Source organism: Streptomyces sp. NPDC053076, from assembly GCF_044546845.1.
Classification (GTDB): Bacteria; Actinomycetota; Actinomycetes; order Streptomycetales; family Streptomycetaceae; genus Streptomyces.
In genome coordinates this window covers 1,117,499-1,139,361 of sequence record NZ_JBITZL010000002.1, presented here as the reverse complement: position 1 = coordinate 1,139,361, position 21,863 = coordinate 1,117,499, and the positions used below count along the sequence as shown (strand labels likewise).

The following is a 21,863-nucleotide window of genomic DNA, read 5'->3' as shown; positions in this document are numbered from 1 at the left end:
CTGTCGGCCCCTGACCGGTCCCGGGCCGGCTTCCGGTCAGCCCTCGTGCGCCGGCCGCCCGTTGTGGGTGTCCTCGGCGATCCGCTCGTGGTGCCGGATGACCTCGGCGATGATGAAATTCAGGAACTTCTCGGCGAACGCCGGATCGAGCTTGGCGTTCTCGGCGAGGCGGCGCAACCGGTCGATCTGCCGGGACTCGCGGTCCGGGTCGGCGGGCGGCAGCTGGTGCAGCGCCTTGAGCCGGCCGACCTGCTGGGTGCACTTGAAACGCTCCGCGAGCATGTGGACGACGGCCGCGTCGATGTTGTCGATGCTGTCGCGCAGCCGGTCCAGTTCCTGACGGACCTCGGGATCCACGGCACCGGTGCCGGTGTTGCTGGTGGTCATGGGGATCAACCCTATGCGCTGCACCGACCCGTCCCTACGGGGTGTCCGAGGACTGGATCACCGGCGGATCACCGGGGTCCGGCACGCGGTCGCTCCAGCCGCCGGGGACGGTGCGGCCCTGCTGGGCGCGGAACCGGACGGGGGCGACGCCCACGCGCCGGGTGAACAGCCGGGAGAAGTAGGCGGGGTCGTCGTAGCCGACGCGGCGGGCGACGGCCGCGACGGGCAGCTCGGTGGCGGCGAGGAGCTCCTTGGCCCGGCCGAGGCGGATGCCGAGCAGGTAGTCCTTCGGGCTGCATCCGGCCGCCCGGCGGACCGCGCCGCGCAGCTCGGCGGGGGTCATGCCGTGCCGGGCGGCATGGTCGGCGACGCTCATCGGCGTGCAGGCGTCCCGGGCCAGGGCCGCCAGCACCTGGTCTCCGTCGGGGGCGAGGTCGGCGCGGGCGCGGCGCAGGGCGACCAGGAGTTCATGGACGGCGGCGCCGGTCTCCACCTCCAGCAGGGGGTTGCCGCGGCGGGCGGCGCGGGCGATGCGGGTGATGACCGTACGGGGGGCGGAGGCGTCGGAGAGGGGGACGACGGGCCGGTCGGGTTCGATGTAGCCGAGTTCGCGGTAGGCCGCGGTGGCGGGCCCGGTGAAGTCGACGAAGCCCTCGTCCCAGCCGGTGTCCGGGTCGGGCGCGTAGTGGTGGGGCACGCCGGGGGTGAGCCACAGCAACGCGGGCGCGGTGACGGTCGTGGGACGGCCGTCGGCGCCCCGGTACCAGCCGGCGCCCGAGCTGATCACCACGGCCACGTGGTGGTCGAGGGTCCGTGGGCCGACCGTGGGCAGCGCGCCGTGCTGGAGGCCGACGCCCAGGCAGACCAGGCCGAGGCGCTGGTGGGCGGGGCCGGGGCTGAAGAACCGCATCCAGGTCCGGTACATCGGCGCTCCTCCCGGAGTCGGCGGACTCCCGCGGGCCGCGTGGGGCGCACTCTCGCGGACCGCGTGGGCGGCCTCACGGACGGTGCCCGCGGACTTTTGTCCAAGCAGCGCCGATCTTCGTCCATGGCGCTGATCACCGGAAGAGGTGACGCTGGGGCGCATGAGCGAGTTCACGGTGGGGGAATCCGGCTTCCTGCTGGACGGGCGCCCGGTACGGCTGCTGTCCGGGGCGTTGCACTACTTCCGGGTGCACGAGGCCCAGTGGGGGCACCGGCTGGCCGTGCTGCGGGCGATGGGCCTGAACTGTGTGGAGACGTACGTCCCGTGGAATCTGCACCAGCCGCGCCCAGGAGCCTGCCGGGACGTGCAGGCGGTCGGCCGGTTCCTGGACGCGGTCCGCGAGGCGGGTCTGTGGGCGATCGTGCGGCCGGGTCCCTACATCTGCGCCGAGTGGGAGAACGGCGGGCTGCCGGCGTGGCTGACGGGCGAGCCGGGCACGCGCGCGCGTACGCGTGACGAGCGCTATCTGTTGCACGTCCGGGACTGGTTCCGTCGTCTGCTGCCCGAGATCGTGCCCCGCCAGCTCGACCGCGGCGGCCCCGTGATCATGGTCCAGGTGGAGAACGAGTACGGCAGCTACGGCAGCGACACCGCATACCTGGAGGAGCTGGCCGGCCTGCTGCGCGCCGGCGGGGTCACCGCCACGCTGTTCACCTCGGACGGCCCCGAGGACCACATGCTGACCGGCGGCTCACTGCCCGGCGTGCTCGCCACGGTCAACTTCGGCTCCCACGCGCGCGAAGCCTTCGACACGCTGCGCCGTCACCGCCGTGAGGGCCCGCTGATGTGCATGGAGTTCTGGTGCGGCTGGTTCGACCACTGGGCCGCCGAGCATGTCGTACGGGATCCGGCGGAGGCCACCGAGGCGCTGCGCGAGATCCTGGAGTGCGGGGCGTCGGTGAACCTCTACATGGCCCACGGAGGCACCAGTTTCGGGGGCTGGGCGGGGGCGAACCGGGGCGGCGCGCTGCACGAGGGTCCACTGGAACCGGATGTGACCTCGTACGACTACGACGCCCCGGTGGACGAGTACGGCCGCCCCACGGAGAAGTTCTGGCGCTTCCGCGAGCTGCTGTCCGAGTACCGGTCCGGCCCGCTGCCCGGCCTGCCGCCGCGGCCGGCCGTGCTGGGCGCCCCCGCCGAGGCCGCGCTCACGGACTGGGCGCCCCTGCCCGCCGTCCTGGAGGCGCTGGGCGGCCCGGAGACGGTCACCCCGGTGCCGCCCACCTTCGAGGAGCTGGGGGTGACCCGGGGCCTGGTCCGTTACGAGGTCGGTGTGCCCGGCCCGCGCCGGCCGTACCCGCTGACCGTGCGCGGGCTGCGGGACCTGGCCGTGGTGTACGTCGACGGCGAGCGGGCCGGGGTGCTCACCGAGGCGGAGCCGCGGCTGAAGGAGCCCGTCGCGGGCCCCGCGCGCGTGGAGCTGTGGGTGGAGTCCCTGGGGCGGGTGAACTACGGGCCGCGCCTCGGCGAGGCCAAGGGCGTCACCGGCGGCATCCTGCACGAACGGCAGTATCTGCACGGGGTACGCGCGCGTGGGCTGGATCTGGACGCGTTCGCCGACGGCGTGGCCGCGGTGCCCTTCGGCGCGCTGCCCGGGGCGGGGGCACCGGGGCTGTACCGGGGCACGATCATGGTTCTCGGGGCCGGCGACGCCCGGCTCGAGCTGCCGGGCCGGACGCGCGGGTTCGCCTGGATCAACGGCTTCGGCCTGGGCCGTTACTGGTCGGCGGGCCCGCAGCGGTCGCTGTACGTGCCCGGCCCGGTGCTGCGGGAGGGCGCGAACGAGGTGTGGCTGCTGGAGCTGGACGGAGCGGACCCGGATGCGCCGTCGCCTCGTCTGCGGCCTGTGTGACGGGCCGCTTCGCCCCTCCCGCCCGGCTCTTGCCGCCTACAGTGGAGAGGAGCTCCGGCGTCTTCTGGGGGTGCCGACGTGGCGAACGGCGGACCGGTCGAGCACGGCTACCCGCACCTGGAGACGGTGCGGGCCGCCGTCACCGCGCTGTACCGGCGCCTGTCCCGGGACACCATCGAGACGTTCTCGGTCAGCGTGGCCCCCGCCGACGTGGCCTTCTGCGACATCGACGACCTGCATCTGGGCGCGCAGCGCGTGGCCCGGGAGATCGTGCGGCACTTCCGGCTGCCGGACGCGCGGCTCGTCGTCGGCTTCCGGGAGATGAGCCACGCGGCGAACGTCGAACTGGCCGCGGGACCGGAGTACTTCGTGGAACTCAACGACCGTTTCCGCAACCACCGCAGGGACATCGGCGCGGCGCTCGCCCACGAGGTGGCGCACGTCTATCTGCACCGCCTGGGCCTGGCGTTCCCCACCACCGCGGAGAACGAGATCCTGACGGACACCGCGACCGCCTACCTGGGTGCGGGCTGGCTGCTGCTGGACGCCTACCGGGAGGACGCGGTCTCGTCGCAGAAGCTCGGCTATCTCACCCCGGAGGAGTTCGGTTACGTCCTGGCCAAGCGGGCCCTGCTCTTCCACGAGGACCCCGCCGTGTGGTTCACCAGCCCGCAGGCCCACAGCGCATACGTCAAGGGGATGGCCCTGGCCCGCCGGGACGAGCAGCAGCCGCCGTTGACGGCGGCCGGCTGGGCGGGCCGCCGCCGCTACGCCCACGACCGCCGGCACGCCTCCGGCGCCCCGCCGACGGCGCCCTACGCCTTCACCCCCGACCCCGCCGGTCACCTCCGGGTCTCCTTCCCCTGCCCCACCTGCCAGCAGCGGATCAGGGTGCCCGTACGGGGGCGGGTGCGGGCGCGGTGCGGGTTGTGCCGGACCGTGTGGGAATGCGACACGTAGGCGGGTGCGCAGGGGGTGGGTGCGGGGACGCCCCGCGACCGTGACGGCACCGGCCGCCGGTTCCGACGCCCGGCCGTGCGGGACTATTCGGGTACGGCGATCCCGTCCAGCACCATCGACAGGTACTGCCGGGCGATCTCCTCGGGGCTGTGCCGGCCGCCGGGCCGGTACCAGGAGGCGGCGACCCACACGGTGTCGCGCACGAACCGGTAGGTGAGCCGGACGTCCAGGTCCGCGCGGAAGACCCGCTCGGCGACCCCGCGTTCCAGCGTGCCGAGCCACGCCTTCTCGAACCGGCGCTGGGACTCGGCGAGGAAGACGAACCGGTCCTGGGCGACGAGCTGTTTGCTCTCCTTCTGGTAGATCGCGACGGCGGCGCGGTGCCGGTCGATCTCCCGGAAGGACTCGGTGACCAGCGCCTCCAGCGTCTCGCGGGGCCCGAGTCCGGCGGCGAGGACGGTGTCGTAGCCGTCCCACAGTTCGTCGAGGAAGGTCCGCAGGATCTCCTCGAGCATCGACTCCTTGGAGTCGAAGTGGTAGTAGAGGCTGCCCGCGAGCATGCCGGCGTGGTCGGCGATCCTGCGGACGGTGGTGGCGTTGTAGCCGTGTTCGGCGAAGACCTCGGCAGCGGTGTTCAGGAGCTCACCGCGCCGGGCCGCTGCCGCGGTCACCTGGGGCTTCTTCTTGGTCGGCACGCACCCATTGTGGTCTGCTCCGGTCCTGCGACGCCCGCCGCGTGTGCGGCGGCCAGCCATCTCGGGAACTCGCCGACGAGCCGGTCGTACAGCTCGGCGTCGGAGAGCTGCCGGGGGTCCTGGCCGGCGTGGAAGAAGCCCGCGTTGTCCACGACCCGCTTGCCCGGCACCGCCAGCTCGTCCAGCTTGCGCAGGAACGCGAACTGCCGGCTGCCCGGGTCTCCGAAGCCGACGAACTGCCAGAACAGCGGGAGCTTCGCCGCCTTGCACAGATGGCGCTCGGCGGCGAACTTGCTGATCGGGCCGCCGTCGGTCTGGAAGACGACCAGGGCGGGGGCGGTGGCACCGCTGTCCAGGTAGTGGTCGATGACGGCGTCCATGGCCAGGTGGTAGCTGGTCCTGCCCATGTGGCCGAGTCCGGCCACGATCCGCTCGATCCGGCCCTGGTGGCCGGCGAGGGCGATGTCGGTGACCGCGTCGACGTCCGTGGAGAAGAACACCACGGGTACCCGTCCGTCGTCGTCCAGGTGCGCCGACAGTCCCAGCACCCGGTCGGCGAGCGCCTGCACGCTGCCGTCCTCGTAGTACGGCTTCATCGAGCCCGAGTAGTCGACGACGAGGTAGACGGCTGCCCGCAGCCCGTCCAGGCCGTGCTTGCTCAGGCACACCCCCGCCGACCGGTAGGCGCCGACGAGCGCGGGCGCGGTCTCCTCCATCTTGCGCAGACTGATCGCGGCCATGGTCCCCCCTCGGCTGTCCGGGGCCCGAGCCTACGTGACCACCGGTCCGCGTACGGACGTGCAACGACGCCTGCCCAGTCGTCCGGTCGGGGACAGGCGGGCAGGCGCCGTCAGTGTTCCGTACGCCTTTGTACGGGACGTCTTGGGGGACTTGAGGTCCCTTGTGTGCGCGTCAGACCGCCAGGGCGCGGTCCGTCGGGCGGATCGGGGCCGGCAGGTCGCTGGCACCGGTCAGGTAGCGGTCGACTCCGCGGGCGGCCGAGCGGCCCTCCGCGATCGCCCACACGATGAGGGACTGGCCGCGGCCGGCGTCGCCGGCGACGAACACACCCGGCACGTTGGTCTGGAAGTCGGCGTCGCGGGCGATGTTACCGCGTTCGTCGAGGTCCAGGCCGAACTGGTCGACCAGGCCGTTCTCCCGGTCGGTGCCGGTGAAGCCCATGGCGAGGGTGACCAGCTGGGCCGGGATCTTGCGCCCGGTGCCCGGCTTGGAGGTCAACTTGCCGTCCACGAACTCCACTTCGGCCAGATGCAGCCACTGGACGTTGCCGTCCTCGTCGCCCTCGAAGTGGGTGGTGGAGGCGGAGTAGATCCGCTCGCCGCCCTCCTCGTGGGCCGAGGTGACCTTGTAGAGGATCGGGAAGGTCGGCCAGGGCTGGTCGGTCGGGTGCCGCTCGTCGTTCGGGCGGGGCATGATCTCCAGCTGGGTGACGGAGGCCGCGCCCTGCCGGTGGGCGGTGCCCACGCAGTCGGCGCCGGTGTCACCGCCGCCGATGACGACGACGTGCTTGCCCTCGGCCGAGACCGGCGGGCTGACGTAGTCGCCCTCCTGGACCTTGTTGGCCAGGGGCAGGTACTCCATCGCCTGGTAGATGCCCGTCAGCTCGCGGCCGGGCACCGGCAGGTCGCGGGCCATGGTGGCGCCGGCGGCGATCACGACCGCGTCGTACCGCTTCTTCAGGTCCGTGGCCTTCAGGTCGCGGCCGATCTCGACGCCGGTGCGGAAGCGGGTGCCCTCCGAGCGCATCTGCTCGATACGGCGGTTGATGTGCCGCTTCTCCATCTTGAACTCGGGGATGCCGTACCGCAGGAGGCCGCCGATGCGGTCCGCGCGCTCGTAGACGGCGACCGTGTGGCCGGCCCGGGTCAGCTGCTGGGCGGCGGCGAGACCCGCCGGGCCCGAGCCGATGACCGCGACCGTCTTGCCGGACAGGCGCTCGGGGATCTGCGGGGCGACGTCCCCGGTCTCCCACGCCTTGTCGATGATCGAGACCTCGACGTTCTTGATGGTGACCGGCGCCTGGTTGATGCCGAGGACGCACGCCGACTCGCAGGGAGCGGGGCAGAGGCGGCCGGTGAACTCCGGGAAGTTGTTGGTCGCGTGCAGGCGCTCCTGGGCCGCGGCCCAGTCCTGGCGGTAGGCGTAGTCGTTCCACTCCGGGATCAGGTTCCCCAGCGGACAGCCGTTGTGGCAGAACGGGATGCCGCAGTCCATGCAGCGGCTGGCCTGCTTGCTGATGATCGGCAGCAGGGAGCCGGGGACGTAGACCTCGTTCCAGTCCTTGAGGCGCTCACCGACGGGACGGGTCTTGGCGACCTCACGGCCGTGGTTCAGGAAGCCCTTCGGGTCAGCCATTGATCGCCGCCTCCATCATCTTCTCGGTGATCTCGGTCTCGGTCAGACCGGCTCGCTCGGCGGCGTCCTTGGCGGCGAGCACTGCCTTGTACGTGCTGGGGATGATCTTGGTGAACCGCTCCGCGGCCGTGTCCCAGTCGGCGAGCAGCTTGTCGGCGACGGTCGAGCCGGTCTCCTCGGCGTGGCGGCGCACCACGTCGTGCAGCCACTGCTTGTCCGTCTCGTCCAGCGCCTCCACGGCCGCGGCGTTGCCGACGTTGACGTTGTCGGGGTCGAGGTCGATGACGTAGGCGATACCGCCGGACATGCCCGCCGCGAAGTTGCGGCCGGTCGGGCCGAGGACGACCGCGTGACCGCCGGTCATGTACTCGCAGCCGTGGTCGCCCACGCCCTCGGCGACGACGAGCGCGCCGGAGTTGCGGACGCAGAACCGCTCACCGGTACGGCCGCGCAGGAACATCTCGCCGCCGGTGGCGCCGTAGCCGATGGTGTTGCCGGCGATGGTCGAGTACTCGGCGAGGTGGTCGGCGGCCCGGTCCGGGCGGACGACGATCCGGCCGCCGGAGAGGCCCTTGCCGACGTAGTCGTTGGCGTCGCCCTCCAGACGCAGCGTGACGCCACGCGGCAGGAACGCGCCGAAGGACTGGCCCGCGGAGCCGGTGAAGGTGATGTCGATGGTGTCTTCGGGCAGGCCCGCGCCACCGAACTTCTTCGTCACCTCGTGGCCGAGCATGGTGCCGACCGTGCGGTTGATGTTGCGGATGGCGACCTGGGCGCGCACCGGCTGGGCCTCGGTCGCGTCGTTCGCGGCGAGGGCGTCGGCGGCGAGCTTGATCAGCTCGTTGTCCAGGGCCTTCTCCAGGCCGTGGTCCTGGGTGATCAGCTGGTGACGGACCGCGCCCTCGGGCAGGTCGGGCACGTGGAACAGCGGCTCCAGGTTCAGGCCCTGCGCCTTCCAGTGGTTCACCGCGCGCTCGACGTCCAGCGCCTCGGCGTGGCCGACGGCCTCCTCGATGGAGCGGAAGCCCAGCTCGGCGAGGATCTCGCGGACCTCCTCGGCGATGAACCGGAAGAAGTTCACCACGTACTCGGCCTTGCCCGCGAAGCGCTCGCGCAGGACCGGGTTCTGGGTGGCGATGCCGACCGGGCAGGTGTCCAGGTGGCAGACGCGCATCATGATGCAGCCGGAGACGACGAGCGGAGCGGTCGCGAAACCGAACTCCTCGGCGCCGAGCAGCGCGGCGATGACCACGTCACGGCCGGTCTTCAGCTGGCCGTCCGTCTGGACCACGATCCGGTCGCGCAGGCCGTTGAGCAGCAGGGTCTGCTGGGTCTCGGCGAGGCCCAGCTCCCAGGGGCCGCCCGCGTGCTTCAGGGAGGTCAGCGGGGAGGCGCCCGTACCGCCGTCGTGGCCGGAGATGAGCACCACGTCCGCGTGCGCCTTGGACACGCCCGCGGCGACCGTGCCGACGCCGACCTCGGAGACCAGCTTCACGTGGATCCGCGCCTGCGGGTTCGCGTTCTTCAGGTCGTGGATGAGCTGGGCCAGGTCCTCGATCGAGTAGATGTCGTGGTGCGGCGGCGGGGAGATCAGACCCACGCCCGGCGTCGAGTGACGCGTCTTGGCGACCCACGGGTAGACCTTGTGGCCGGGCAGCTGGCCGCCCTCGCCGGGCTTGGCGCCCTGGGCCATCTTGATCTGGATGTCGTCCGCGTTGACCAGGTACTCGGAGGTGACGCCGAAGCGGCCGGAGGCGACCTGCTTGATGGCGGACCGGCGGGCCGGGTCGTACAGGCGCTCCGGGTCCTCGCCGCCCTCACCGGTGTTGGACTTGCCGCCCAGCTGGTTCATGGCGATGGCGAGGGTCTCGTGCGCCTCCTTGGAGATGGAGCCGTACGACATCGCGCCCGTGGAGAAGCGCTTGACGATCTCGCTCGCCGGCTCGACCTCGTCGATGGGGATCGGCTGCCGGTCGGACTTGAAGCCGAACAGGCCGCGCAGCGTCATCAGGCGCTCGGACTGCTCGTTCACCCGGTCCGTGTACTTCTTGAAGATGTCGTAGCGGCCCGTGCGCGTGGAGTGCTGGAGGCGGAAGACCGTGTCCGGGTCGAACAGGTGCGGCTCGCCCTCGCGGCGCCACTGGTACTCGCCGCCGATGTCCAGCGCGCGGTGCGCCGGGGCGATGCCGGAGGCCGGGTACGCCTTGGCGTGGCGGGCGGCGACCTCGGCGGCGATGACGTCGATGCCGACGCCGCCGATCTTGGTCGCGGTGCCGTTGAAGTACGTCTCCACGAAGGTCTCGTCCAGGCCGACGGCCTCGAAGACCTGGGCGCCGCGGTAGGAGGCGACGGTGGAGATGCCCATCTTGGACATGACCTTCAGGACGCCCTTGCCGAGGGCGTAGATCAGGTTCTTGATGGCCTGCTCGGGCTCCAGGCCGTTCAGGAAGGTGCCCGCGCGCAGCAGGTCCTCGACCGACTCCATCGCCAGGTACGGGTTGACGGCGGCGGCGCCGAAGCCGATCAGCAGGGCGACGTGGTGGACCTCGCGGACGTCGCCGGCCTCGACGAGCAGGCCCACGTGGGTGCGCTGCTTGGTGCGGATGAGGTGGTGGTGGACGGCCGAGGTGAGCAGCAGGGACGGGATCGGCGCGTGCTCGGCGTCGGAGTGGCGGTCGGACAGGACGATCAGCCGGGCGCCGTTGTCGATGGCGGCGTCGGCCTCGGCGCAGATCTCCTCGATGCGCGCGGCGAGGGAGTCGCCGCCCCCGGAGACCCGGTACAGGCCGGAGAGCGTGGCCGCCTTGAAGCCGGGCATGTCGCCGTCGGCGTTGATGTGGATGAGCTTGGCCAGCTCGTCGTTGTCGATGACCGGGAAGGGCAGCAGGACGGACCGGCAGGATGCGGCGGTCGGGTCGAGGAGGTTGCCCTGCGGGCCCAGCGAGCTGCGCAGGGAGGTGACCAGTTCCTCGCGGATCGCGTCCAGCGGCGGGTTGGTGACCTGTGCGAACAGCTGGGTGAAGTAGTCGAAGAGCAGCCGCGGGCGCTCGGACAGGGCCGCGATCGGCGAGTCGGTGCCCATGGAGCCGATCGGCTCGGCGGCGGTGCGGGCCATCGGCGCGAGGAGGATGCGCAGCTCTTCCTCGGTGTAGCCGAAGGTCTGCTGGCGGCGGGTGACCGAGGCGTGGGTGTGGATGATGTGCTCGCGCTCGGGCAGGTCGCTCAGCTCGATCTCGCCGGCCTCCAGCCATTCGGCGTACGGCTTCTCGGCGGCGAGGGACGCCTTGATCTCGTCGTCCTCGATGATGCGGTGCTCGGCGGTGTCGACGAGGAACATCTTGCCGGGCTGGAGGCGGCCCTTGCGGACGACCTTGGCCGGGTCGATGTCGAGGACGCCGACCTCGGAGCCGAGGACGACGAGGCCGTCGTCGGTGACCCAGTAGCGGCCGGGGCGCAGACCGTTGCGGTCGAGCACGGCGCCGACCTGGGTGCCGTCGGTGAAGGTGACGCAGGCGGGGCCGTCCCAGGGCTCCATCATCGTGGAGTGGAACTGGTAGAAGGCGCGCCGGACCGGGTCCATGGAGTCGTGGTTCTCCCACGCCTCCGGGATCATCATCAGCACGGAGTGCGGCAGCGAACGGCCGCCCAGGTGCAGCAGCTCCAGCACCTCGTCGAAGGAGGCCGAGTCGGAGGCGTCCGGCGTACAGACCGGGAAGACGCGGTCCAGCGTCTCGCGCGGGCCGAACAGCTCGGAGTACAGCTGGGACTCGCGGGCGCGCATCCAGTTGCGGTTGCCCTTGACGGTGTTGATCTCACCGTTGTGCGCGACGAAGCGGTACGGGTGCGCGAGCGGCCAGGACGGGAAGGTGTTCGTGGAGAAGCGGGAGTGCACGAGCGCGACCGCGGAGGCGAAGCGGCGGTCGGACAGGTCCGGGAAGAAGGGCTCCAGCTGGCCGGTGGTCAGCATGCCCTTGTAGACGATCGTGCGCGCGGAGAGCGACGGGAAGTAGACACCGGCCTCACGTTCGGCGCGCTTGCGCAGCAGGAACGCCTTGCGGTCCAGGGCGATGCCCTCGCTGACGCTGTCGGCGACGAAGATCTGCCGGAAGACCGGCATGGTGGAGCGGGCGGTGGCGCCGAGCAGCTCCGGCGCGACGGGGACCTCTCGCCAGCCGAGGACGGTCAGCCCCTCCTCGTCGGCGATCGTCTCGATACGTGAGACGGCGTCCTCGGTTCCCTCGTCCGGCAGGAACGCGATGCCTACCGCGTACGCACCGGCCGCGGGAAGGTCGAACCCGGCCACTTCGCGGAGGAAGGCGTCCGGCACCTGGGAGAGGAGACCCGCACCGTCACCGGAGTCGGGCTCGGAGCCGGTGGCGCCGCGGTGCTCCAGGTTGCGCAGCACGGTGAGTGCCTGCTCGACCAGGGTGTGGGACGCCTCGCCGGTGAGAGTGGCGACGAAACCGACGCCGCACGCGTCGTGTTCGTTGCGGGGGTCGTACATACCCTGCGCAGCAGGGCGAGCATCCATGAACGACCAGTTCTGGCCATTCTCGGAATGCTGGGACGGCTGGCGCGGCGTACGCATCGGCTCTCCCGTCGTCGTCATGTGGCATGTGGCAGGTGCCGAGGGACGACGTTGGCCCTCTGCGTCAGATCAAAATTTCGTGCAGGTTACATGATGGGACGGTTCCCGGGAACCGGATAGGCCATTCCACCATGCGGACACCGCGGTAGCGGCGGAGGTGCCGTGCGGTGACGGCGGAGGTGCCGTCCCTGGCGACGGGCGCCGCTCGGTGACGGCGGGGGTGCCGCCCTCGGCGGCGGGTGCCGCGCGGTGACGGCCGACGTTTCTGGGGGACCGGCGCGGGACCCGATCGGTCGGATCGACGCCCGGCGGTCCGGGGGCCGGGGCGGGCGTCATCACCCACCCCGCAGGGTGCAGCGGGCGTCATTGCCCACAGTGCTTACGGGTCATGCCCCGTGGTCATGCACGTGAAACCAACGAGTAACGGGTACTTATGCGGCCCATCGCATAGGTACCGGTCGGCCTATCCTACGGCCGTTCCGAACAAGCTGCCCAGGGCGTACGTCACACCGGCCGCCGCACCACCGAGCGCGAGCTGCCGCAGACCGCTGAACCACCAGCTGCGCGCGGTCACCCTGGCCACGACGGCACCGCACCCGAAGAGCCCGGCGAGGGCGAGCAGCACGGCGGGCCAGAGCACGGTCGCACCGAGCAGGTACGGCAGCACGGGCAGCAGGGCGCCGAGGGCGAAGGCCCCGAAGGACGACACGGCCGCGACCAGCGGCGAGGGCAGGTCGCCGGGGTCGATGCCCAGCTCCTCCCGCGCGTGTATCTCCAGGGCCTGCTCGGGATCCGCGGACAGCTGCCGGGCGACCTGCCGGGCCAGGGCCGGCTCGACCCCGCGGGCCACGTACAGCGCGGCCAGCTCGTCCTCCTCGTCCTGCGGGTGCTTGCGCAGTTCACGGCGCTCGACATCGAGCTCGGCCTCGACGAGTTCCCGCTGCGAGGCGACGGAGGTGTACTCGCCGGCCGCCATGGAGAAGGCGCCGGCGGCGAGCCCCGCGAGACCGGTGATGACGATGGTGTGCTGGCCCACCGACCCACCGGCCACGCCCGTCATCAGGGCGAGGTTGGAGACCAGGCCGTCCATCGCACCGAAGACGGCCGGGCGCAGCCAGCCGCCGTTGACGTCACGGTGGGTGTGGTTGTCGCGGTGCGCCACGTGCAGCGCGGCCTCGGTTTCGATGATGGCCATGCGGGCCCCCCAGGGAAGCTTAGCCAAAGCTAACTTTGGACGAGTTCTACTTTTCGACAACACTGAACTTACGCTCATCCTTCCGCCTTCGCCAGCAAGGAAAGGCTGAGCTAACCTGCGCCTTTGCCCACCGCAGCTCATATGTGCGAACACTGGCTCAGATGCCGTGCGGGTGACAGGGGCGCCCGCCAGGCTCGCGTGGACGCCTCCCGTGGGACACATCCGCAAAGGGTCCCGTGCGACCCCGCCGAAGGAGGCCGTCCATGGCATCGATCGCCTGCACTCCCCCGGCCCCCGCGCCCGGGGACGCCTCCGGACTCCGCGAACGGGCCCGCGGTGCGCTGCTCGGTCTGGCCGTGGGCGATGCGCTGGGGGCACCCGCGGAGAACCTCAGGCCCTCCGAGATCCGCGCCCGCTGGGGCCGCATCACCGGCTACGTCGCCGAGCAGCCGTGCGGCACGGACGACACCGAGTACGCGATCTTCTCCGGTCTGCTGCTGGCCCGGTACGGCTCGGCGCTCACCCCGGCGCACGTGGAGGCGGCCTGGCACGAGTGGATCGCCGACCGGGCCGAGGGTCCCTTCCGCGGCGCGGGATTCAGCGAGCGCGGCACGCTGGAGAACCTGCGCCGGGGCCTGGCCGCCCCCATCTCCGCCCAGCACCGGCACGCCTGGAGCGACGGCCTGGCGATGCGAGCGGCTCCCTTCGGCGTGTTCGCCGCCGGGCGCCCCGCCGAAGCGGCCCGGCTGGTGGCCGTCGACGGTTCGGTCAGCCACGAGGGCGAGGGCATCTACGGCGGCCAGGCGGTGGCGGCCGGTGTGGCGGCGGCGATGAGCGGGGCCTCGGTTCCGGTGGTGATCGCCGCCGCCCTCGCCGTCGTCCCGGACGACTCCTGGACGGCTCGGTCCCTGCGGCGCGCGGTGGCGGTGGCCCACCGCGGCGAACGCGCGGTGCGCTCCGCGGTCGTCATCGGCGGCTACCCGTGGACCGACCTGGCGCCCGAAGCGGTCGCCCTCGCGTTCGGCGCGTACGCGGCGGCCGACGGCGACTTCCGGGAAGCGGTGCTGACGGCCGTCAACATGGGCCGCGACGCGGACACGACGGCGGCGGTGGCAGGCGCCCTGTCCGGCGCGACCCAGGGGCTCTCCGCGATCCCCCCGATGTGGGCGGCGGCCATCGGCCCGGCCCGGGGCCGCTGCCTGCCCTCCATGGCGGGCCACCACGTCCTGGAGGTGGCGGAACTGCTGGTCGACCGGAGAAACAGGGACGCCGGGACGGCGGGACCGACTGCCGAGGCGCGGAGGCCGGCGGAGGCAGGGGCGACCGGAGAGACGGGGAGGCTCGAGGCAGCACCGGCGAACAGGGAGGCCGGGGCAACCGGGAAGGCGGCGAGGCTCAGGGAGGCCGGGGCGACCGAGAAGGCGGCGAGGCTCAGGGAGGCCGGGGCGACCGAGAAGGCAGGGAGACTCGAGGAGGCCGGCGGGATCCAGGCGGACGTGGTGGTGCTGCCCGTGGTTCTGCCGGGCACGGGACGAACGGCAGCACGGCTCGCCCCTCACCCGCCGGCCACCGCCCGGCCGGCCGAACCGGCCAGCACCGAACCGGCCGAGCCGATCCCAGCCCTCCCGGCCACCACCGAACCGATCAAACAGATCCCAGCCCTCCCGGCCACCACCGAACCAACCGAGCCGATCCCCACCCTCCCGGCCACCCCCGAACCGACCGAGCCGATCAAACAGGTCCCGGTGCTCCCGGCCGCCGCCCTCCCCGCCGACCTCCTCCCGCCCTCACCGGCCACCACCCGCCCGACCGCCGTGGCCCCACCCCCACCGCCCCCCGGCCAGCCCACCAAGCCCACCGAGCCCACCGAGCCCACCGAGCCCACCGAGCCCGCCGAACGCACCGAGCCCACCGAACGCACCGAGCCCGCCGAGCTCCTCTCACCTCTCACCCCCGCCCAGCCGGTCGAGTCGGATGACGGGTGGACCGGGGACCGGGAGGTCAAGGGACACAGCCCCCTGGTGGGGGCCGGGAAGCCGGGGCAGCTCGACGGTGAGGGGCGGTCATGACGGCACGCCGTATCGAGGGTCTCCTCCTCGGCCTCGCCGCGGGAGACGCCGCCGGCTGGCCCGCCGCCCGGCACCGCGCCGCCCGGATGCCCGAGTGGACCCGCCGTCTCACCCGGGAACTGGACACCTTCGCCGAGCAGAACGCCACCACCACCCTCCCGGTGCCCATCGCCCTCAACCAACCCCCCGAACCCCTCCGCCTCGGCCCCTCCGACGACGCCGAGTGGGCGGCGTTCGCCGCGGAGGCGGTCCTGCGGGCCGGCGACGACGGCCTTCTCGGCGACCTCAGCCGGGAACGCCGTACCCGCGCCGCCATCGACCTCACCTGGTCCGCCGTGGCCGCGGAAGTCGCCGCCGCGGCGGACCGCGCGCCCGAGATCGAGTCCGCCGTACTGCCCCTGCGCGCCCGCATCTCCGTCCGTGCCGGCCTCGGCAACCTCGCCGCCGGCCTGCGCCCGCCCGCCAGCGGCCACGACAACCCGCACTACTTCGACGACGCGGCCTGCGTCCGCGCCTGCGTCCTCGCCGTGGCCCACCCCGGCGACCCGCGACAGGCCGCCGCGCTCGCCGAGTTCGACGCCCGCTACACCCAGGACGGCGACGGAGTGCACGGCGCCCGGGCCATGGCGGCGGCCCTCTCGCTCGCCCTCGCCGACGCGGACACGGACGCCTGCGTCACCGCCGCGCTGGCCGAGCTCCCGGCGGACACGGAGATCGGCCGCAACACCCGCCACGCACTCGCCCTGGCCGAGGACAGCGAGTCCGCCTTCGCCCTGATCCCGCTCCTCGAACACCAGATCGTCGACCACGTCTACAGCTACGGCATCGCCGCCGCCGAGACCGTCCCCGTCACACTCGCCCTGACCACCGCCGCCCGGGGCCGTATCGCCGAGGCCGTGCCGGCCGCCGCCTGCCTGTCCCGGGTCGCCGACTCCGCCCCCGCCCTCGTCGGCGCACTCACCGGCGCCCTCGGCGGTGGCGCGGCCGTCCCGCAGACCTGGCGGGACGCCTGCCGGATCCTGCCCGGCTGCACCCTGCCCCGCCTCACCGGCACCGACCTGGTGGAACTCGCCGGACTCCTGGAAGCCGCGCAACCGGCCCGCCCAGGAGGATGATTCGGGGCATGACGCCCAAAGAAGAAGAAAGCGGCGGCCCCGGTTCGCGCGGTCTCGCCGACCGCCTCACCGGCGCCCTGGTCGGAGCCGCCGTCGGCGACGCCCTCGGCGGTCCGGTCGAGGGCTACTTGCCCGACCAGATCGCCGAACGCCACGGCGGTCGCGTCCACGGGATCGTCGGTCCCTGGCACGGCGACGCCTGGCGCACCGCCCGCCCCATCGCGCCGTACCACAAGGGCGACGGCCACGTCACCGACGACACCCTCATGACGCACGCCCTGGTCCGGGTCTACGACCGCGTCCGCGACCACCTCGACGCGTACGCGGTCGCCGACCACCTGGTCCCGGACCTGATGACCACACCGCGCTGGATCCCGGAACTGGAGGCCGAGGCCCTGCCGCTGCACCGCCTCTTCCTCGCCGAGAAGTGGCTGGTGGCCCAGCTCGCCTACGGTCACGCCGACCCCCGGGAGGCGGGCACCGGCAACATCGTCAACTGCGGCGCCGCGATGTACATGGCCCCGGTGGGCCTGGTCAACGCGGCCAACCCGGCCGCCGCCTACGCCGAGGCGCTGGACGTCGCCGGCGCCCACCAGTCGTCGTACGGCCGGGAGGCGGCCGGTGTCTTCGCCGCGGCCGTGGCCGCCGCGACCGCACCCGGCGCGACGCCGGACTCGGTGGTGTCCGCCTGCCTGTCCCTGGCCAAGGACGGCACCCGTACCGCGATCGAGAAGGTCTGCGAAGTCGCCGCCCGCCACGGGGACTTCGAGTCGGCGCTCGGCCCGCTGCGCGCGGCGGTGGCCCCGTACGACACCGTCGGCCCGGACTACCGCGCCCCCTCGCTCGCCGCCCGCCGCCCCTCCCGGCTGCACTCCATCGAGGAACTCCCGGTCGCGCTGGGCATGGTGGTCGTGTCCGGCGGCGACTACCGGCATGCCGTGCTCGGCTCGGTCAACTACGGCCGGGACTGCGACTCGATCGCGACCATGGCCGGCGCCCTCGCGGGTGCGCTCGGCTCGCCCGTCCCCGAGGAGTGGGCGAAGACGGTCGCGGACGCCAGCCGCCTGGACCTGTGGGCCCCCGCCCGGACACTCACCGAGGTCACGCTGGAGATCTTCGACCGGGACGTGTGCCGTCGGCGCGCCCATGAGCAGGCGTTCGGAGCACTCGGAGGCCGGTCGTGCTCCGCCTGACCTGGGTCCAGCCGGAGGACCTGCTGGGCCACGAGCTGCGCCAGGCGCGCCTGGACGGGCGTGAGCCGGCGGCGATCGAGGCGCGCTGGCGGGCGGCGGGCGGCCCGGACGCGCCGGAGCGGGCGGGCGCGTCCGGGTCCCGGGCGTCGCGCTATCTGCGGCTGCTGGCCGAGGACCTGCTGGACGAACTCGCCGATCTGCCCAGCGCTTTGTCCGACGACGAGCCGACAGACCTGGCCCGCATCAAGTCCCTGTGCGCGGACTGGCCGCCGACGCCGATGAACCGCCAGGTACCGTCGTCGCGCGACGGCGGGCAGGAGGTGGCCGGCCGCGCCCACGCGGGCCGGCCGCATGATGTCTCGCCCCGTGTCCCTCCGGGGCGCTACTCGGCCGCCCTCGAAGCGGCCTGGCTCGGCCGGGCCGCCGGCTGCCTGCTGGGCAAGCCGGTGGAGAAGCTGCCCCTCGACGGGGTCCGTGCCCTGGCCAGAGCGACCGGGAACTGGCCTCTCACCACCTACTTCACGGCCAGGGGAGTCCCGCCGGACCTCCTCGCCGCGTACCCCTGGAACCGCCGCTCGGCCCCCACCTCCCTCGCCGAGAACATCGACGGGATGCCCGAGGACGACGACCTCAACTACCCGCTGCTCAACCTGCTTCTGCTGCAGCGGTACGGACGCTCGTTCAGCACCACGGACGTGGCACGGCTCTGGCTGGACGAGCTTCCGCCCGGCCGCACCTTCACCGCCGAGCGCATCGCCTGCCGCAACCTGCTCAGCGGCATCGAACCGCCGCGGACGGCCCGCCACCGCAACCCGTTCCGCGAGTGGATCGGCGCCCTCATCCGCGCGGACGTGCACGGCTGGACCAACCCGGGCGATCCGGCCGCCGCGGCCGAGCAGGCGTACCGCGACGCGGTCCTCAGTCACACCGCCAACGGGGTGTACGCGGCGATGTTCACCGCCGCCGCGATCGCCACCGCCGCCACCGGAACGCACGACGTGCACGCCTGTCTGGACGCCGGCCGCCGGGTGGTCCCGCGTCGCTCCCGCCTCGCGAGGGCGATCGACCACGCCCGAGAACTGGCCGTGCGGCACAGGGACTTCCCGGAGGTCGTGGACGCGCTCCACGCCGTCTACGCCCCCACCCACCACTGGGTCCACGTCATCCCCAACACCGCCCTGCTCACCGCCGCCCTCACCCACGCGGACGGCGATTTCACCGGGTCCATCTGCCGTGCGGTGTCGGGCGGCCTGGACACCGACTCCAACGGCGCCACCGCCGGCAGCATCGCCGGCCTCCTCGCCGGGTCCCCCACCGCGCTCCCCGACCACTGGCGGACCCCGCTGAAGAACCGGCTCGCCACCACCGTCGCCGACTTCGACGGCACCGGCTTCGACACCCTCGCCCAGCTCACCCACCTGGAGGCGACCCGCTCATGACCCACATCGCCGTCCTCGGCAGCACGAACATGGACCTCGTCACCTATGTCGCCAGGGCCCCGCAGCGCGGGGAGACCGTGACGGGGCGGGAGTTCCTTACGATCCCCGGCGGCAAGGGCGCCAACCAGGCGATCGCCGCGGCCCGCGCCGGCGCCACCGTCTCGATGATCGGCGCGGTCGGCAACGACGCCTTCGGCGCGCGGCTGCGCGACACCCTCGAACACTCCGGGGTGGACACCGACTTCCTGCGCACGGTGGAGGAGCACTCCGGCACCGCGCACATCGTGGTGGACGACGAGGGCGGCAACGCGATCGTCGTCATCCCCGGCGCCAACGGCACCGTCGACCACCTCTCCCCCGGTGACGACGGGGTGATCGCCACCGCCGACGCCCTGCTGCTGCAACTGGAGATCCCGCTCGCAGCGGTCGTCGCGGGCGCGGAAGCGGCCCGCCGGCACGGTGTCCGCACGGTCCTCACCCCCTCCCCGGCCCAGCCGCTGCCGCCCGAACTCCTCGCGGTCACCGATCTGCTGGTGCCGAACGAGTACGAGGCGGTCACCCTCTCCGGCCGCACCGACCCGCGTGACGCGGCAGCCGCCCTGCTGGACCTGGTGCCGGAGGTCGTCGTCACCCTGGGCGCGACGGGCTGCCTGTACCTGGCCCGGGGCGCCGAACCACTCGTGGTGCCCGCGCCCCATGTGACCGCCGTGGACTCCACGGGCGCGGGCGACACCTTCGTCGGCACGCTCGCCGTGGCCCTGGCCGAGGAGAAACCGGTACGCGAGGCCCTGTCTTGGGCAGCCGCCGCGGCCTCGATCTCCGTCCAGCGGCCGGGGGCGTCGGCGTCGATGCCGTACCGCCCGGAGATCGAGGCCCAGTACAGCGCATGAGTACGACGACACGGACGCAACCGGCCCTGGACGGCCTGCGAGTACTGGACCTGGCGACGCTCTTCGCCGGACCGATGGCCGCGACTCTGCTCGGCGACTTCGGCGCGGAGGTGATCAAGGTCGAGCATCCCCGGCGGCCCGACCCCTCCCGCGGCCACGGCCCGGCCAAGCACGGCGCCGGCCTGTGGTGGAAGGTGCTCGGCCGCAACAAGCGGACCGTCACCCTCGACCTGTCCACGTCCGGCGGCCGGGCCACCCTGCTGCGGCTCGCCGCCACCGCCGACGTGGTGATCGAGAACTTCCGGCCCGGGACCCTGGAGAAGTGGGACCTCGGCTGGCCCGAGCTGTCGGCGGCCAACCCGCGGCTGATCCTCACCCGGGTCACCGCCTTCGGCCAGTTCGGCCCGTACGCCCACCGCCCCGGCTTCGGCACCCTCGCCGAGGCGATGAGCGGCTTCGCCGCGGTCACCGGCGAACCGGGCGCGCCTCCGACCCTGCCGCCCTTCGGTCTCGCCGACTCGGTCGCGGGCCTGGCCACCGCGTACGCCGTACTGACCGCGCTGGCCGGCCGCGAGCGCACCGGCGGAGGCCAGGTCGTCGACATGGCGATCATCGAACCGATCCTGTCCGTCCTCGGCCCGCACCCGACCTGGTACGACCAGCTCGGCTACGTCCAGGAACGCACCGGGAACCGGTCCGCCAACAACGCCCCGCGCAACACCTACCGCACCGCCGACGGCCGCTGGGTCGCCGTCTCCACCTCCGCCCAGTCGGTCGCCGAACGGGTGCTACGACTGGTGGGGCGCCCGGAGCTGACCGAGGAGCCGTGGTTCGCCACGGGCGCCGACCGGGCCGCCCACGCCGATGTGCTGGACGAGGCGGTCGGCTCCTGGATCGCCGCCCGCCCCTGCGCGGAAGTGCTCGCGGCGTTCGAGAAGGCGGAGGCCGCGGTGGCCCCCGTCCAGGACGTCCGGGACGTGCTGGCGGACCCCCAGTACCAGGCCCTGGACACGGTCACCACCGTCGCGGATCCGGAGCTGGGCCCGCTGCGCATGCAGAACGTCCTCTTCCGCCTCTCGGCCACGCCCGGCGCGATCCGCTGGGCCGGCCGCCCGCACGGCGCGGACACGGATGCCGTGCTCACCGAACTCGGTCTCACCCCGGCCGACATCGCGGCCCTGCGCGCGGAGGGCGCCCTGTGAACCGCTACCCGCTCACCTGGCTGTATGTCCCGGGTGACCGCCCGCACGTCGTGGCCAAGGCGCTGGCGGCCGGTGCCGACGTGGTGGTGATCGATCTGGAGGACGCGGTCGCCCCGGACCGCAAGGAGTGCGCCCGCGCGGCCACCGCGGAACTCCTCACGCAGCCGCAGCCGGTCCCGGTACACGTCCGGATCAACGCCCTGGACGGCCCCTGGGCCGGCGCCGACCTCGCCGCCCTCGCCGGGCTGCCGGGCCTGTCCGGGCTGCGGCTGCCGAAGGTGACGGCACCGGACCAGGTACGGCAGGTCGCGGTGGCCACTCCGGTCCCTCTCTACGCGCTCCTGGAGTCGGCCCTCGGCATCGAGCACGCCTACGCCATCGCCACCGCCCACCCCGCGCTGCGCGGCATCTCCCTGGGTGAGGCGGACCTCCGGGCGGACCTGGGGGTACGGGCCGACGCGGGTCTCGACTGGCCGCGCTCACGGGTGGTCGTCGCCGCCCGCGCGGCCGGCCTCGCCCCGCCGCCGCAGTCGGTCCACCCCGACATCCGCGACCTGGACGCTCTCGCCGCGTCCTGCGCCCGCGGCCGTGCCCTCGGCTTCCTGGGACGCGCCGCGATCCACCCCCGGCAGTTGCCGGTGATCGAGCGGGCGTACCTGCCGACCCCGGCGGAGATCGAACACGCGGAGACGATCACCAAGGCGGCGGCAGCCGACCAGGGCGCCCAGGCCCTCCCCGACGGCCGCTTCATCGACGCGGCGGTGGTGGCCATGGCCCGGCGAACACTGTCCCTGGCGTACAGAACCTGATGCGCGCTCCACCACAACGCCGGCCGACGAGGGCTGCGGAGACCGGCGAACACCGCCCTGGCCCCCACAACTCGAGCCACCGACACTCACCCGACCACTTCTCCG

The 21,863-nt window shown here is 72.9% G+C and carries 16 protein-coding genes; 9 read left to right on the top strand and 7 right to left on the bottom strand.

What is annotated here, in order from left to right; genetic code table 11:
• Nucleotides 1-36: 36 nt before the first annotated feature.
• On the bottom strand, nucleotides 37-387 hold the full coding sequence (locus ACIGYR_RS12375; RefSeq protein WP_391839287.1) for a chorismate mutase: 351 nt from the start codon (nucleotides 385-387) through the stop codon (nucleotides 37-39).
• A gap of 34 nt (nucleotides 388-421) precedes the next feature.
• The gene (locus ACIGYR_RS12370; protein ID WP_399595388.1) at nucleotides 422-1,312 is read right to left on the bottom strand and encodes a helix-turn-helix domain-containing protein; all 891 of its coding nucleotides are present in this window, start codon (nucleotides 1,310-1,312) and stop codon (nucleotides 422-424) included.
• Nucleotides 1,313-1,472: 160 nt separating this feature from the next.
• Here ACIGYR_RS12370 and ACIGYR_RS12365 point away from each other — a divergent pair, with 160 nt between their 5' ends.
• Both ACIGYR_RS12365 and ACIGYR_RS12360 read left to right on the top strand, forming a co-directional pair.
• Nucleotides 1,473-3,227, top strand: coding sequence for a beta-galactosidase family protein (locus tag ACIGYR_RS12365; RefSeq protein ID WP_399595390.1), 1,755 nt, complete (start codon nucleotides 1,473-1,475; stop codon nucleotides 3,225-3,227).
• A gap of 78 nt (nucleotides 3,228-3,305) precedes the next feature.
• Nucleotides 3,306-4,187, top strand: a complete 882-nt coding sequence (locus ACIGYR_RS12360; protein ID WP_399595392.1) for a hypothetical protein — start codon at nucleotides 3,306-3,308, stop codon at nucleotides 4,185-4,187.
• A gap of 83 nt (nucleotides 4,188-4,270) precedes the next feature.
• Here the strand turns inward: ACIGYR_RS12360 and ACIGYR_RS12355 are convergent, their stop codons facing one another.
• The 5 genes from ACIGYR_RS12355 to ACIGYR_RS12335 form a co-directional block, all read right to left on the bottom strand.
• A complete protein-coding gene (locus ACIGYR_RS12355; protein ID WP_391839280.1) occupies nucleotides 4,271-4,882 on the bottom strand; it encodes a TetR/AcrR family transcriptional regulator in 612 nt (203 codons plus the stop codon).
• On the bottom strand, nucleotides 4,855-5,622 hold the full coding sequence (locus ACIGYR_RS12350; RefSeq protein WP_399595395.1) for a VWA domain-containing protein: 768 nt from the start codon (nucleotides 5,620-5,622) through the stop codon (nucleotides 4,855-4,857). Before ACIGYR_RS12350 ends, ACIGYR_RS12355 begins: the two co-directional genes overlap by 28 nt.
• Before the next feature lie 172 nt (nucleotides 5,623-5,794).
• Nucleotides 5,795-7,258 (bottom strand): glutamate synthase subunit beta, encoded by a 1,464-nt coding sequence (locus ACIGYR_RS12345; protein ID WP_391839277.1) that lies wholly within the window; start codon nucleotides 7,256-7,258, stop codon nucleotides 5,795-5,797.
• Nucleotides 7,251-11,762: a glutamate synthase large subunit gene (gltB, locus tag ACIGYR_RS12340; protein WP_399595398.1), complete on the bottom strand. Its 4,512-nt coding sequence runs from the start codon at nucleotides 11,760-11,762 to the stop codon at nucleotides 7,251-7,253. The genes ACIGYR_RS12345 and gltB overlap by 8 nt, the downstream gene beginning before the upstream one ends.
• Before the next feature lie 547 nt (nucleotides 11,763-12,309).
• Entirely contained in the window at nucleotides 12,310-13,041 is a 732-nt protein-coding gene (locus ACIGYR_RS12335; protein WP_391839275.1) for a VIT1/CCC1 transporter family protein, read from the bottom strand.
• 263 nt (nucleotides 13,042-13,304) lie between these two features.
• Between ACIGYR_RS12335 and ACIGYR_RS12330 the strand changes: the two genes are divergently transcribed.
• From ACIGYR_RS12330 to ACIGYR_RS12300, 7 genes are read left to right on the top strand one after another with little or no spacing between them, the layout of a single operon-like run.
• Nucleotides 13,305-15,110, top strand: a complete 1,806-nt coding sequence (locus ACIGYR_RS12330; RefSeq protein WP_399595401.1) for an ADP-ribosylglycohydrolase family protein — start codon at nucleotides 13,305-13,307, stop codon at nucleotides 15,108-15,110.
• The gene (locus tag ACIGYR_RS12325) at nucleotides 15,107-16,225 is read left to right on the top strand and encodes an ADP-ribosylglycohydrolase family protein (protein WP_391839272.1); all 1,119 of its coding nucleotides are present in this window, start codon (nucleotides 15,107-15,109) and stop codon (nucleotides 16,223-16,225) included. Before ACIGYR_RS12330 ends, ACIGYR_RS12325 begins: the two co-directional genes overlap by 4 nt.
• Before the next feature lie 8 nt (nucleotides 16,226-16,233).
• Complete coding sequence (locus ACIGYR_RS12320; protein WP_399595402.1) at nucleotides 16,234-17,418, top strand: ADP-ribosylglycohydrolase family protein; 1,185 nt, start codon at nucleotides 16,234-16,236, stop codon at nucleotides 17,416-17,418.
• Nucleotides 17,406-18,857: an ADP-ribosylglycohydrolase family protein gene (locus ACIGYR_RS12315; RefSeq protein ID WP_399595404.1), complete on the top strand. Its 1,452-nt coding sequence runs from the start codon at nucleotides 17,406-17,408 to the stop codon at nucleotides 18,855-18,857. The genes ACIGYR_RS12320 and ACIGYR_RS12315 overlap by 13 nt, the downstream gene beginning before the upstream one ends.
• Nucleotides 18,854-19,747 carry a ribokinase gene (gene rbsK, locus ACIGYR_RS12310; protein WP_399595405.1) on the top strand — a complete coding sequence of 298 codons (894 nt, stop codon included), beginning with the start codon at nucleotides 18,854-18,856 and terminating at the stop codon, nucleotides 19,745-19,747. Before ACIGYR_RS12315 ends, rbsK begins: the two co-directional genes overlap by 4 nt.
• Nucleotides 19,744-20,949, top strand: coding sequence for a CaiB/BaiF CoA transferase family protein (locus ACIGYR_RS12305; RefSeq protein ID WP_399595407.1), 1,206 nt, complete (start codon nucleotides 19,744-19,746; stop codon nucleotides 20,947-20,949). The genes rbsK and ACIGYR_RS12305 overlap by 4 nt, the downstream gene beginning before the upstream one ends.
• Nucleotides 20,946-21,758: an HpcH/HpaI aldolase/citrate lyase family protein gene (locus ACIGYR_RS12300; protein ID WP_391839263.1), complete on the top strand. Its 813-nt coding sequence runs from the start codon at nucleotides 20,946-20,948 to the stop codon at nucleotides 21,756-21,758. Before ACIGYR_RS12305 ends, ACIGYR_RS12300 begins: the two co-directional genes overlap by 4 nt.
• The last annotated feature ends 105 nt before the right edge of the window (nucleotides 21,759-21,863 follow it).

Coding starts and splice junctions, on each gene's coding strand:
- ACIGYR_RS12370 (WP_399595388.1), bottom strand. CDS start 1,312: ATGTACCGGACCTGGATGCGGTTCTTCAGCCCCGGCCCCGCCCACCAG.
- ACIGYR_RS12365 (WP_399595390.1), top strand. CDS start 1,473: ATGAGCGAGTTCACGGTGGGGGAATCCGGCTTCCTGCTGGACGGGCGC.
- ACIGYR_RS12330 (WP_399595401.1), top strand. CDS start 13,305: ATGGCATCGATCGCCTGCACTCCCCCGGCCCCCGCGCCCGGGGACGCC.
- gltB (WP_399595398.1), bottom strand. CDS start 11,762: ATGTACGACCCCCGCAACGAACACGACGCGTGCGGCGTCGGTTTCGTC.
- ACIGYR_RS12375 (WP_391839287.1), bottom strand. CDS start 387: ATGACCACCAGCAACACCGGCACCGGTGCCGTGGATCCCGAGGTCCGT.
- ACIGYR_RS12350 (WP_399595395.1), bottom strand. CDS start 5,622: ATGGCCGCGATCAGTCTGCGCAAGATGGAGGAGACCGCGCCCGCGCTC.
- ACIGYR_RS12305 (WP_399595407.1), top strand. CDS start 19,744: ATGAGTACGACGACACGGACGCAACCGGCCCTGGACGGCCTGCGAGTA.
- ACIGYR_RS12335 (WP_391839275.1), bottom strand. CDS start 13,041: ATGGCCATCATCGAAACCGAGGCCGCGCTGCACGTGGCGCACCGCGAC.
- rbsK (WP_399595405.1), top strand. CDS start 18,854: ATGACCCACATCGCCGTCCTCGGCAGCACGAACATGGACCTCGTCACC.
- ACIGYR_RS12325 (WP_391839272.1), top strand. CDS start 15,107: ATGACGGCACGCCGTATCGAGGGTCTCCTCCTCGGCCTCGCCGCGGGA.
- ACIGYR_RS12320 (WP_399595402.1), top strand. CDS start 16,234: ATGACGCCCAAAGAAGAAGAAAGCGGCGGCCCCGGTTCGCGCGGTCTC.
- ACIGYR_RS12345 (WP_391839277.1), bottom strand. CDS start 7,258: ATGGCTGACCCGAAGGGCTTCCTGAACCACGGCCGTGAGGTCGCCAAG.